At 62.8% G+C, this 12,155-nt stretch carries 10 protein-coding genes; 4 read left to right on the top strand and 6 right to left on the bottom strand.

Features of this window, described 5'->3' with window-relative positions:
* Positions 1-235: 235 nt before the first annotated feature.
* Genes ACEN2T_RS09495 through ACEN2T_RS09470 form a run of 6 tightly spaced genes read right to left on the bottom strand, consistent with a single transcriptional unit; the run spans position 236 to position 5,916 of the window.
* Entirely contained in the window at positions 236-1,168 is a 933-nt protein-coding gene (locus tag ACEN2T_RS09495; RefSeq protein ID WP_442116604.1) for a phosphatidate cytidylyltransferase, read from the bottom strand.
* 1 nt (position 1,169) lies between these two features.
* On the bottom strand, positions 1,170-1,790 hold the full coding sequence (locus tag ACEN2T_RS09490; RefSeq protein WP_032885179.1) for a lysophospholipid acyltransferase family protein: 621 nt from the start codon (positions 1,788-1,790) through the stop codon (positions 1,170-1,172).
* Between the two features lie 9 nt (positions 1,791-1,799).
* Positions 1,800-2,243, bottom strand: a complete 444-nt coding sequence (locus ACEN2T_RS09485; protein ID WP_181639345.1) for a hypothetical protein — start codon at positions 2,241-2,243, stop codon at positions 1,800-1,802.
* A complete protein-coding gene (locus tag ACEN2T_RS09480; RefSeq protein ID WP_442116603.1) occupies positions 2,233-3,531 on the bottom strand; it encodes a phosphatase PAP2/dual specificity phosphatase family protein in 1,299 nt (432 codons plus the stop codon). Before ACEN2T_RS09480 ends, ACEN2T_RS09485 begins: the two co-directional genes overlap by 11 nt.
* Before the next feature lie 2 nt (positions 3,532-3,533).
* On the bottom strand, positions 3,534-5,288 hold the full coding sequence (locus tag ACEN2T_RS09475) for a bifunctional alpha/beta hydrolase/class I SAM-dependent methyltransferase (protein ID WP_442116602.1): 1,755 nt from the start codon (positions 5,286-5,288) through the stop codon (positions 3,534-3,536).
* A 10-nt stretch (positions 5,289-5,298) separates the two neighbouring features.
* Entirely contained in the window at positions 5,299-5,916 is a 618-nt protein-coding gene (locus tag ACEN2T_RS09470; protein ID WP_442116601.1) for a CDP-alcohol phosphatidyltransferase family protein, read from the bottom strand.
* Between the two features lie 320 nt (positions 5,917-6,236).
* Between ACEN2T_RS09470 and hflK (ACEN2T_RS09465) the strand changes: the two genes are divergently transcribed.
* Genes hflK (ACEN2T_RS09465) through ACEN2T_RS09450 form a run of 4 tightly spaced genes read left to right on the top strand, consistent with a single transcriptional unit; the run spans position 6,237 to position 12,054 of the window.
* Complete coding sequence (gene hflK, locus ACEN2T_RS09465) at positions 6,237-8,141, top strand: protease modulator HflK (RefSeq protein ID WP_442116600.1); 1,905 nt, start codon at positions 6,237-6,239, stop codon at positions 8,139-8,141.
* Positions 8,142-8,150: 9 nt separating this feature from the next.
* Positions 8,151-9,140 (top strand): protease modulator HflC, encoded by a 990-nt coding sequence (gene hflC / locus ACEN2T_RS09460; RefSeq protein WP_371260679.1) that lies wholly within the window; start codon positions 8,151-8,153, stop codon positions 9,138-9,140.
* Positions 9,137-10,171, top strand: coding sequence for a protease modulator HflK (gene hflK, locus ACEN2T_RS09455; RefSeq protein ID WP_095185259.1), 1,035 nt, complete (start codon positions 9,137-9,139; stop codon positions 10,169-10,171). The genes hflC and hflK (ACEN2T_RS09455) overlap by 4 nt, the downstream gene beginning before the upstream one ends.
* The gene (locus ACEN2T_RS09450) at positions 10,168-12,054 is read left to right on the top strand and encodes a cation-translocating P-type ATPase (protein ID WP_095185258.1); all 1,887 of its coding nucleotides are present in this window, start codon (positions 10,168-10,170) and stop codon (positions 12,052-12,054) included. The genes hflK (ACEN2T_RS09455) and ACEN2T_RS09450 overlap by 4 nt, the downstream gene beginning before the upstream one ends.
* Positions 12,055-12,155 lie beyond the last annotated feature (101 nt).

Raw genomic sequence — 12,155 nt, 5'->3', positions numbered from 1 at the left:
CGCCGATACGCCGTATGGCGGGATGTTTATGGGGGGGTTAGTGAGCGCCCATGCATGCCAGCGAGCGGTCGACCATGAGGTTGGCCATGTCCTTCAGGTGTCCGGCGGCTTTTGTGGGAGTGGGCGAGCTCCCGATGACGGTGGATCAGTCAACATCTTCAGCGACTGACACACCGCCATCGGGAGCAAGCCCCCTCCCACATTTAGCGCTCCATTGAGCTGAGAATGCTGGTGGTCAGGTCCACCAGTAGCGTACGAGGTGGAAGAAAATCGGCGCGGCGAAGCACACCGAATCCAGCCTATCCAGCATCCCGCCGTGGCCTTCGATCATATGCCCCCAATCCTTAACGCCCCGATCCCGCTTGATGGCTGACATGACGATCCCTCCGGCAAAGCCGAGCAGGTTGATCAGCAAGGCGATCAGGAACGACTGCCACGGGTTGAACGGCGTGGTCCACCACAGCGCGGCGCCGATCAGGGAGGACAGCAGAATCCCGCCGACAAAACCTTCCACGGTTTTGGACGGTGACAGGTTGGGCGCGATCTTGTGTTTGCCGAACAGCTTGCCGCACACGTACTGCAACACGTCCGAGAGTTGCACGACGATCACTAGATAGGCGATCAGCAGCAGGTTGCGGCCTTCGTAGCCGGGGATGTCCAACGTCAGCAGGGCCGGGACGAAAGACACGCAGAACACCGCGATCATCAAGCCCCATTGCACTTTCGAGGCACGTTCGAGGAAGTGTGTGGTGTCGCCGCCCAATGAGGCGAGGATCGGCAGCAGCAAAAACACGTACACAGGGATGAAGATCGAGAACAGCCCGTACCAGTCCGAATAAATCAGCAGGTATTGCAGCGGCAGGGCGAGGTAGAACGCGGCCACCAGCGCCGGGTAGTCGCTGCGTCGGGTCGGGGTGAGGGTGAGGAACTCGCGCAGGGCGTAGAAGGACACCGCGTAGAACAACAGAATCACCGCACCGGTGCCGAGCCAGAAGGCGATACCGATCACCACCACCATCACCCACCAGGCATTGATACGGGCGTTGAGGTTGTCGATCACCGCGTTCGGCGTGCCACGGATGCGCAGTTTGAGGATCAGGCCGATCAGCGAGGCGAGTACCAGGATCGCGCCGATTCCGCCGAACAGCATCAGGGTTTGGCTATCCATGTCAGACATGCTCCGGGGCGAGGGCGAGCAGGGCGTCGCGTGTGCGGGCTAGAAATAGCGCCTTGTCTTCACCGTCTTCCAGTTGCAGCGGTGCACCGAAGCTGGTTGTGCATAACAACGGCAGCGGCAAAACGCGCCCCTTGGGCATGACCCGGTTGAGGTTGGCGATCCACACGGGGATCAATTCGGCCTGTGGGTAACTTTTTGCCAGGTGGTACAGGCCGCTTTTGAACGGCAGTAAGCCGTCCTCCGGATTGCGCGTGCCTTCAGGGAAGATGATCAGCGAATCGCCACCCTCCAGGGCAGCGAGCATAGGCTGTAGAGGGTTATCCACAGGGTCCTTGCGTTCGCGGTCGATCAGCACACCATTAAACACGCGGTTGATGATGTAACGACGCAGCGCGCTTTTATTCCAGTAATCACTGCCGGCCACCGGGCGCGTGAATTTGCGCAGGTTTTGCGGTAACGAGGCCCACAGCAGCACAAAGTCGCCGTGGCTGCTGTGGTTGGCGAAGTAGATGCGTTGCACCGGCACGGGCGCGCAACCCAGCCACAGGCTGCGGGCGCCGGTGACGGTGCGGGCCATGGAGGTAATCAGCGTGGCGACCACAGGTTCGAACATGGGGATTCCTTATCCGGCGAAAGGCAGCCAAGGGCTGGCGAGGATCACGCCCAGGGTCAGCAGCGCTTGCGCGCCCAGCAGCCAGGCTTGTTTGCGCAACAATTTGAGGGCGCCGCGACGGCGCTCGGCCCAAGGTCGGCCGGCCCGATTGGGCGATTGCAGGCCGAGGGTCTGCAGGGCTTGGTCGAGGTCGGCGGTGCGCTCAGTATCGCGGGCCAGCAGGGCGAACAGGTCGGCGTCGAAGGCCACGCGCAGCGCCCAGTACTTTTGCAGCAGGCCGAGGATAATCATCCACAGGCTGAGCAGCAGGCAGATGATCGAAATACTCGCCATCAGCAATTGGGCCAGGCCGAATAGCACACCGGCCACGGTCAGTCCTGTGGATAACTGATCCAGCGAACGGCCACGGCGCAGCAGGCTGGCCACCACCTGGAGTTCCATATCAGCGGGCATGGGGCAAACCCTCCAATGCTTCACGGTGAGCGGGGTGCAGGACCACATCGGTCCGTGCTGCACGAATAATAGTCAGCGCTTCGTCCACCGTCGTGGCGCGCCCGCTGTGCAACAGCCAGGCGGCGACGGCGGTAGCGCTGCGTGAGTAGCCGAGGGCGCAGCACACCAATAGCGGGCCGCGTGCGCGGAGGCGTTCGATGGCTTCAGCAGCTTGCCGGCATTCGGTGGGTGTCGGCGCTATCAGATCGAGCACCGGGATGCATTGATACGCGCGGCCCTGTGGATTAATCGGCAGTTCGGCGCATAGATCCACAATGGCGCTGAATGAACTCTGCTCCTTTGAGGTAGGAATCCGCCCCAGCCAAACGTTATCCACAATCACGTTGGGCTGTGGATGGTTGCGTGTCCACAGCCGGGAATTGATCCAGGCAGCCACTAGATAGGGCGCATATAACCAGCGCGCGGCGGGTGTGAGCTGACCATCAGCGCGCTTCTGGAAACCCGCCGCGCCCAGCACGAAGTAATTCGCCTTGATCAGCCCAAGGGAAACCGCTGGCCACAGCAGCCACAGCCACCAACCGCCCAGGCTTAACGCCACGATGATCAGCGCCAGGGCGCCCAAGCCGTAGCGCACGCCCAGCTGCCAGCGCTTGCGGTCTTGGGTAAGCCGCGTATTGAGCAGCGGGCTCGAATGTTCGAGCGGCCACAACCACACGCAAATCCAACCCGCGAGGGCGCCTGTGGGTAAGTCGATAAAGTGATGTTGATAAGTGGTCAGCACCGAAATTCCGATCAATGCGAACCAGCCATGCACCAGCCAGCGCCAGAAACCTTGGGTATGACGTTGGAACATGACCCACAGGATCACCAGCAGCGCGATGTGCAGCGACGGTGCCTGGTTGAATGGCTTGTCGAAGCCCGCCAACACCGCAAACAACCAGCCAAACACGCCATCCAGCTCGGGCCGCTCGAAGGTGAAACGCAGTGGCCAGATCAGGAAGCAGCTCACCGCGATCACCTGGGCACTCAGCAGGCGCAGTGCGTGTTGCTTGAGTTCATGACGGGTGCTGGGCAGCAGCAGGGAGAAACCGTAGAGCAGGTCGATGGACCAGTAAGGCACGATGGTCCAAGCCCAGAACGGCATATGGGTTTCCCAGCCGAACACCAGCGTGCCCACGTCGCTGCGCTGGCTGGTGACCCAGGTGGCAAAGCCGTAGGTGCTGAAGAACAACGGCGCTAATAGCAGCAGCCACAGGACGGCTGGTTTCAACAAACCGGGTTCGCGCATGCTCAGATCTTCTGTGCCAGGGACACGGTAAAGATGCCCCACTCATCCACACGCTGGGTGATTTTGCGGAAACCGGCGGCTTCCACCAGTTGGTCCATTTCCGCCTGGCTGCGACGGCGCATCACCCAGGCCTGGCCTTGGCGATGGCTGGTCAATGCGCGGGCAATCAGCTCCAGTTGCGGGTGCCATGGCTGGCCGGTGTACACCAAGTAGCCACCGGGTTCGACCGCTTCGGCGAGGCCGGCCAGCGAACCGCCGACCATGCTGTTATCGGCAAACAATTCATACAGCCCAGACACCACCGCCAACGTCGGCTTGGGTTCCAGCGCCGCCAGGTCCGCGCGATCAAACGCATCGCCTTTGACGAACTGCGCGATATCCCCCAGGCCTTTCTCGCGGATCAGCGCGCCACCGTCGCGCACGTTGATGTCGCTGTAGTCGCGCAACAGGATCGATTCCGGCAGCGGCGTCACGCCCTGCAAGGCCTCCAGAATGTAACGCCCGTGGCCGGCTGCGATGTCGACGATACGTACTTCACGCTGTTCATCCCGCAACTTGGCCATGGCCAGGCGCAGCAGTTCCTCGACGTTCAGCTTGCGCTGACGGATGCCGCGCCAGCCGATGGAGTTGAGGTAGTTGGTGTCGATCATCCGCCCCAGCCCGCCCTTGCCGGTGGGTTTGTTGCGGTAGACGTAGTCCAGGGTACTGCCGGAGTCGAAACCGGTGTCGAAGCCCAGTTTCACCCCATCTGACAGGTTCTTGCCCAAGCCCATGCTGGCGCGGGTCATGCGCCAGTACAGGTCACGCAGGGAGTTGCGCGGCAGCGGCGCGGCGAGGGATTCGGACTCGGCGCAGGTGGCGCCCAGTTTGTCGGCGTCGAGCAGGGAGGCGCGGTCCAGCGGGTGAGCAAAGTTTTGCAGGATAAAGCGCCTGGCACTGCTCACCGCCACGGTGCGGTCACGTTCGCCGAGGGTGTCGTGGAAAAAACCGGGCAGGATATGCAGCTCTTTTTTCAGGCTGCCTAGGCGGTCGAAAAATTGCTGCTGGGGTTTGCGATGCACCACGAAGTCGGAGCCGGAGATGAGCAACTGAGTCGGCACTTGGATGGCCTGGGCATCCGCTACAACCCGGTCGGCTGCTTCGTACAGACCCAGCAGCACATTCACTGAAATCGCCTTGGTGATCAGCGGATCGCTGTCGTAGGACGCCACCCGCTCCGGGTCATGGCTGAGGAACTTGGCCTTGACGTAGCTGTTGACGAAAAAGTTGCCGCGAAACTTGCGCATCAGCGCCAAGCCTGGACGAGCGAACGGCACGTACAGCTTGACCTTGAACGCTGGCGAGGCGAGCACCAACGCGCGGATTTTCGGCGCGTAATCGTGCACCCATGTGGCCGCGATTACCGCACCGACGCTTTGGGCGATGACAGCGAAGTTTTCCTCTTCGATGCCGTAGGTGGCGCCGATATGGTCACAAAAGGTTTGCACGTCGCGGGCGCTGGTGGCGAAGCTGGGGCTGTCACCGCGCTCGCCGGGGGATTGGCCGTGGCCGCGGGCGTCCCAGGCGAAGAAGTCGAACTGGGGCAGGTTCAGCTCATCGACCAGATGGGCGATGCGGCCCGAATGCTCGTGGCCGCGATGGAACAGCACGATCGCCTGGCGTGGCTCGCCATCCGCAGGGGAAGTGGCCGGCCAGTGTCGGTAAAAAAGCTCGACGCCATCATGGGTACTGAAGGTGTGTGCTTGCTGTTCGCGCATCGCAAAATCCTTATGCAGAAGGGGAAGGGGTTTCTTTCAGGCCTTGGCGTACGCGGTTGACCAGGGTGTAGGCGAGCAGGGCGGCGACCAGCCACATCACCGTGTCGACCCAACCTGCGCCGAGCCAGCCCAGCGCTACACCGGTGGCCAGCACGCCGAGTACAAACGCCCGATCACTTTTGCCCATCGGCCCGTCGTAGCGCCGTGAAGCGCCGACCATGGGCCCGAGCACACCGGCGTATTCGCTGAATACCGCCAGCAATGCCACCAAGAGCACCGGCGCCAGGCTCACGCCCGGGATCAGTGCAAAGGGCAGGATCAGCGCGCTGTCCGCGATCAGGTCACACAATTCATTGAGGTAGGCGCCCAAGCGCGACTGCTGGCCGAATTCACGGGCGAGCATGCCGTCGATGGCATTAAGGGCCATGCGCGCAATCATCCACAGCGGGATCAACGCAAACAGCCACAGGTGTTGGGCGAAGCTGGCAATCAGCAGGCCCACCAGCAGGGAAATCACTCCGGCCAGAACGGTGATTTGATTGGCGGTGGTGCCGTTGTCGTAGAGGCGCTGCACGAGAGGACGCAGCAGGTTTTGAAAACGCGGTTTGAGCTGATAGATCGAAATCATGGGGGGTGACGCTTCCTTGTCCGTGAGCCCGCGAAAAACTGGCTTGGAGTGTGCCGATTAATCATGAGATCTACCAGTGATGGCTCGTGTTTATGGGGGTTTAGTCACGCTCTGGAGAGCACTGAGAAACAAATGTAGGAGGGGGCTTGCTCCCGATGGCGGCGGATCAGCCAGCACAGGCACCAACTGACAGGTCGTTATCGGGAGCAAGCCCCCTTTCACAGGGGATGTGTGTCGTGTTCAAAAGCGCTTTTTGACGAACAAAAATTTCACGTCGCGTGTTATATCGTAACGAATTGTGTACAGACGGGCGTGTTGGGATGCAAGTGGATCTAGAAGCTGACGGCGCTTCTGTAGAAGGCCTCGCGCGCTTTCAACAGGGGCAGTTCCATGCCCGTCGATTGCGTCAGGCCGGTATCAGCCTGACAGTGCTGGCCGTCGCCGGTTGGGTGCTGGCGCTGTTTGTCGCCTTGTTTGCGCCGCTGTCGATCTGGCCGGTGGTATTGATCAACAGCGCCTGCGCGTTGCTGGTGCTGGTGGCGGGTTTACAGTCGGCGTGGTGGGTGGCCGATTGGCGCGCCCAGGCGCTGGAGGAACCCGCGGTTGAAGTACCGGTTGAGCAAACGGGCCGGTACGCGCGGCTGGTTGGGCGCTTTGGCAAGCAGATTGGCGCGCCGGTGTTGTGGCTTGGCGGCTGGTCGCTGCTCGCGCTGGTTAGCGTTATCGAATTCTGGAACCTGGCGTTGCCGGCTGCGGCTGTAGGTCAGTCCGCCAGTATTGGCGCCGCGTTGGCCTTGGCCCTGGCGTTTGGCTTGCTGGTGTTCGAACGTCGCCTGGCCCAGGAAACCGCCGCGCAATGGCCGGAAGCTTCGCAACTGGCGCAGTTGAGCCGAGTGGCGATCAGTTGCCTGGTGATCAGCGCGATTTGCCTGCTGTTTGCCGGTGCCGAGTCCGTGTGGCCGTTGCGTCTGGCGGTGTTGATTGGCCTGCTGCCGGCACTGGTGGCGGCGGAGTTTCTGCTCAGGGGTGCGTTGTCATTGTTCAGCCCGCGCCAACCGCATCTTGAACCCCGCCTGATGGCGCAAAGTTTTATCGCTGGTTTGCTGCGCTGGCCGCCACAACCGTTGCTGGCGTTGCAGCACGAGTTGCACAACCGCTTCGGCATTGACCTGCGTCAGATCTGGGCCTTTACCTACATGCGCCGCGCATTTTTTCCGGTGCTGCTGGTGGTGCTGGCGATCGGTTGGGCGCTGACCGGTGTGCATGAAGTGCCCCTGCAAGGCCGTGGGATCTATGAACGCTTCGGCAAACCGGTGCAAGTCTTCGGCCCCGGCCTGCATGCCGGGTTGCCTTGGCCATTGGGTCGCGTCATTAAAGTGGAAAACGGCGTGGTGCATGAATTGGCCACCAGCGTCAGCGAAACTGCTTCGCCCGAGCTGACACCTGCGGAAGGTCCGGCGCCGTTGATAGCCAATCGACTGTGGGACGCCAGCCATGTGAATGACAAATCCCAAGTCATCGCCAGCAGCAGCGGCGATAAGCAGGGCTTCCAGATCGTCAATATGGATGTGCGCTTCGTCTACCGCATTGGCCTTACCGACGAGGCCGCGCTGGCGGCGACGTATAACAGCGCGGATGTACCGACCCTGATCCGCAGCACCGCCAGCCGCATCCTCGTGCACGACTTTGCTTCGCGCACTCTCGACGAATTGCTCGGCGAACAACGCACCAGCCTGGCTGACGAAGTGGGGCGCGCGGTGCAGGCGGATCTGCAGAAACTCCACAGCGGTGTGGAAATCCTCGCCACCGTTGTGGAAGCCATCCACCCACCGGCCGGTGCCGCCAACGCCTATCACGGCGTGCAAGCTGCGCAGATCGGTGCTCAGGCCCTGATCTCCCGCGAGCGCGGAGCCGCCAGTGAGCAGACCAACCAGGCCCTGTTGCAAGCCAGCATTGCCCGCGATCAAGCCACGGCCACGGCCCATGAAGTGAATGCTGGCGCACAGGCGGCCGACCTGCGTTTCGCCGCCGAACAAAAGGCCTATGCCAGTGCAGGCCAGGCCTTCGTGTTGGAGCAGTACCTTGGCCAACTCAGCCAGGGTCTGGCCCACACCAAACTGCTGATTCTGGATCATCGCCTGGGCGCCGATGGCGCACCGACGATCGATCTGCGTTCTTTTACCTTGCCGGCCGATCCCTCGGTGCCGCGTAAAGCCGTTCAATAAGGAGTCTGTCTGTTGAGCGCTCATTCTCACGATCACGGTCATCACCATCATCACGGCCACCACCATCACGGTGATGAGCACGCTGCTGGCCCATTCCCTTGGCGGCGCATGGGCTGGGCCGTGTTGCTCGTATTGTTTGCGGTCGCTGCGGCAAGCCTGGTGCAAGTGCGGTCCGGCGAAGCCACGGTGATTACACGGTTCGGCAACCCGTCGCGGGTGTTGCTGGAGCCGGGCCTTGGTTGGCGCTGGCCGGCGCCGTTCGAAGCGGCGATCCCGGTGGACCTGCGCCTGCGCACCACCTCCAGCGGCTTGCAGGACGTGGGCACCCGCGATGGCTTGCGCATCATCGTGCAGGCCTATGTGGCGTGGCAGGTGCAGGGCGATGCCGACAATGTGCAGCGCTTTATGCGTGCGGTGCAGAACCAGCCGGATGAGGCGGCGCGGCAGATTCGCACCTTCGTCGGCTCGGCACTGGAAACCACGGCGGCCAGTTTTGACCTGTCCAGCCTGATCAACACCGACGCCAGCCAGGTACGTATCGCCGATTTCGAGGCGCAGTTGCGCCAGCAAATTGATCAACAATTGCTCACTACCTACGGCGTACGCGTGGCCCAAGTCGGTATCGAGCGGCTGACGTTGCCCTCGGTGACGCTGACCGCCACCGTCGACCGCATGCGTGCCGAGCGCGAAACCATCGCCACCGAACGCACTGCCGTGGGTAAGCGCGAAGCGGCCCAAATCCGTTCCGCCGCCGAGCGCGACGCGCGCATCGTGCAGGCCGACGCCACGGTGAAAGCCGCCGATATCGAAGCGCAATCGCGTGTCGAGGCCGCACAGATTTACGGGCGGGCCTACGCGGGTAATCCCCAGCTGTACAACTTGCTGCGCTCGCTGGATACCTTGGGCACGGTGGTGACGCCGGGCACCAAGATCATCCTGCGCACCGACGCCGCACCATTCCGTGCGCTGGTGGACGGACCGAAGGACGTCCAGCCATGACCGAGCGTGACAGCCCGGACAGCCCATGGATTCAGGCCGGGCGCCTGACGTTCATGGCGCTGTACGCGGTGACTGTGTTGGCGGCGTTGGCCTGGGCATTTTCCAATGTGCGCCAGATCGACCCGCAGAACCGCGCCGTGGTGCTGCACTTCGGCGCCCTCGACCGTATCCAGAATGCTGGCTTGCTATTGGCCTGGCCGCAGCCATTTGAGCAGGTGGTGTTGCTGCCGGCCGCCGATCGGGTGATCGAGCGGCGGGTGGAAAACCTGCTGCGTTCGGAGGCGGCGGTGCAGGCTGACCGCGTGGCCAGTTTCGCCACGCCCTTGAGCGATGCCATGGCCGGCTCCGGCTACCTGCTGACCGGGGATGCCGGAGTGGTGCAGCTGGATGTGCGGGTGTTCTACAAGGTCACCGAACCGTATTCCTTTGTATTGCAGGGCGAGCATGTGTTGCCGGCCTTGGATCGCCTGGTCACGCGCAGCGCCGTGGCCCTGACGGCGGCGCGGGACCTGGACACGATTCTGGTGGCGCGCCCGGAACTGATCGGCGCCGACAATAGCGCCGCTGAGCGTCGTGAACGGTTGCGCGGTGACCTGGTGCAAGGCATCAATAAGCGGCTGGCGGAGTTGACCTCAAGCGGCTTGGGCTTGGGGATCGAAGTCACCCGTGTCGATGTGCAGTCGAGCCTGCCGGGCCCGGCGGTGAATGCGTTCAATGCGGTGCTGACGGCCAGTCAGCAAGCCGATAAAGCGGTGGCCAATGCGCGCACCGAAGCGGAAAAGCTCACCCAAACCGCCAATCAGCAAGCTGACCGTGTGGTGCAGGTTGCCCACGCCCAGGCCAGCGAACGCTTGGCCAACGCCCAGGCGCAAACCGCCACCGTCGCCAGCCTCGCCCAGGTCAAAGACCCGGGTTTGCTTCTGCGTCTATACCGCGAGCGCTTGCCGAAGATTCTCGGCCAGGCGGGCTCCGTGACCACGGTCGACCCTAAAGACGACTCCCGCTTGATCATCCAGGGAGCCGAGCAATGAGCGCACCTATGTTGACGTCCGCCGAGCAGCGCAGCGCTGCCCGGCAATTGACCCTGGCCATGCTGGCCTTGGGATTACTCGTGCTGGGTCTGGTGTGGCGCTGGCTGGCGCCGGACCAGACTGGCGTCAGTCAGCTATTACTGGGTGTGGCATCACTGCTGGTGGCCGTGCCGGTGATGCGTTCGGCGTGGTACAGCCTGCGGTTTCCCAGCCTGCATGGCATTACCGATCAACTTATCGCCTTGGCCATGCTTGGCGCCTGGGCTACGGGGGATCTGCTGACGGCGGCGTTGCTGCCGATCATCATGATCTTTGGGCATGTGCTGGAAGAGCGCAGCGTGATCGGTTCCCAGGAAGCGATCCATGCTTTGGGCAAACTGACCCGCAGCCATGCGCGGTTGGTGCAGGCCGACGGCAGCATTGTTGAAGTGGACAACGGCACGCTGAACACCGGCGATATCGTGGAAGTGCGCGCCGGCGACCGTGTGCCCGCCGATGGTGTGGTGTTGTCGGGCCAAGCGAGTCTGGACACGGCGCCGATCACCGGTGAGTCGGTGCCGTTGGAAGCCAGCGTCGGCGTGCAGGTGTTTGGCGGGGCGATCAACCTCGACGGTCTGCTGCGTCTTGAAGTGACGCGCACCGGCAACGAGTCGACCTTGGGCAAGGTCATCGCGCTGATGCAGAACGCCGAGCGGTCCAAGCCGCCGATCACGCGACTGCTGGAGCGCTATGCGGGCAGTTATATGGTGTTGGTGCTGCTGCTGGCGGCGGTCACCTGGTTTGTGACCAATGACGCCCAGGCGATGCTCGCCGTGCTGGTGGCGGCGTGCCCCTGTGCGTTGGTGTTGTCGGCACCTGCCACGGCGATTGCCGGGATCGCCGTGGCGGCGCGCCATGGGATTCTGATTCGCAGCTCGGCGTTCCTGGAAGAGCTGGCGGACTTGACCTCGCTGGTGGTCGACAAGACCGGCACCCTGACCTTTGGCACGCTGCGATTACAGTCCATCGAAACCCTTGAGCCGGACCGGCAGGCGTTGCTGAATCTGGCGGCCAGCCTGGGCTCGGCGAGCAGTCACCCAGTCAGCCGCGCGCTGGCGGGGTTGGCTACCCAGCAACAACTGTTGATGCTGACCGACATCCGCGAACGCCAGGGCCTCGGCGTGGTGGCGCAGACCGAGCAGGGCGAAGCGGCCCTTGGGCGTCCGGAGTTGTTCGAGCAGTTGGGCATTGCCACCACGGGCGTGCCCAACCATGACGGCCCGATTGCCGGGCTGGCCCTGAACGGGCGATTTCTCGCCTGGCTGTTGCTGGCTGACAGCGTCAAGCCGGAAGCCCGCCAGGCGCTGCAAGAATTGCGTGAGCTGGGCCTGGGCCGCCAATTGCTGCTGACCGGCGACCGTCAAAGCGTGGCCGACAGCTTGGCCTTGGACGTGGGCATCAGCGATGTCGAAGCCCAGGCGTTGCCTGAGGACAAGCTCAACCGCGTGCTGGGCGAAATCGGCAGCGGCTTTCGGCCAATGGTGGTCGGCGACGGGATCAATGACTCCCTGGCGCTCAAGGCCGGCGTGGTGGGCGTGGCAATGGGGGCGGGCGGGGCGGACATCGCGCTGGCTTCGGCGGACGTGGTGCTGATCGGCAGCGACCTGCGCCGCCTCGGCACCTGTGTGCGCTTGAGTCGCCAGTGTCGGCACACGTTGCAGGTCAATGTGATCATCGGTCTGGGCTGGACGCTGGCGATTGTGGTGTTCGCCGCATTTGGCTGGTTGGGGGCCGCAGGGGCAATGATCGCGGCAGTGTTGCACAACCTCAGCACGTTGCTGGTGCTGGGTAACGCCGGGCGTTTGCTACGCTTCCACGAGCCGCTTTTGAAACTCGACGAATAATTTTCAGCAATATTTGCGCACCGCTGTAACGCCGGTGGGGGGCCTCACTCTAGTGGTGTGTCGAGACTGAACAATCCGTTCAGACCGACGCCACTACTGAT

Origin of the sequence: Pseudomonas sp. W22_MBD1_FP4 (assembly GCF_052113765.1) — a bacterium.
Classification (GTDB): domain Bacteria; phylum Pseudomonadota; class Gammaproteobacteria; order Pseudomonadales; family Pseudomonadaceae; genus Aquipseudomonas; species Aquipseudomonas sivasensis.
Note: the sequence above shows the minus strand (reverse complement) of the source record. Positions and strands in the feature narration are given on the sequence as shown.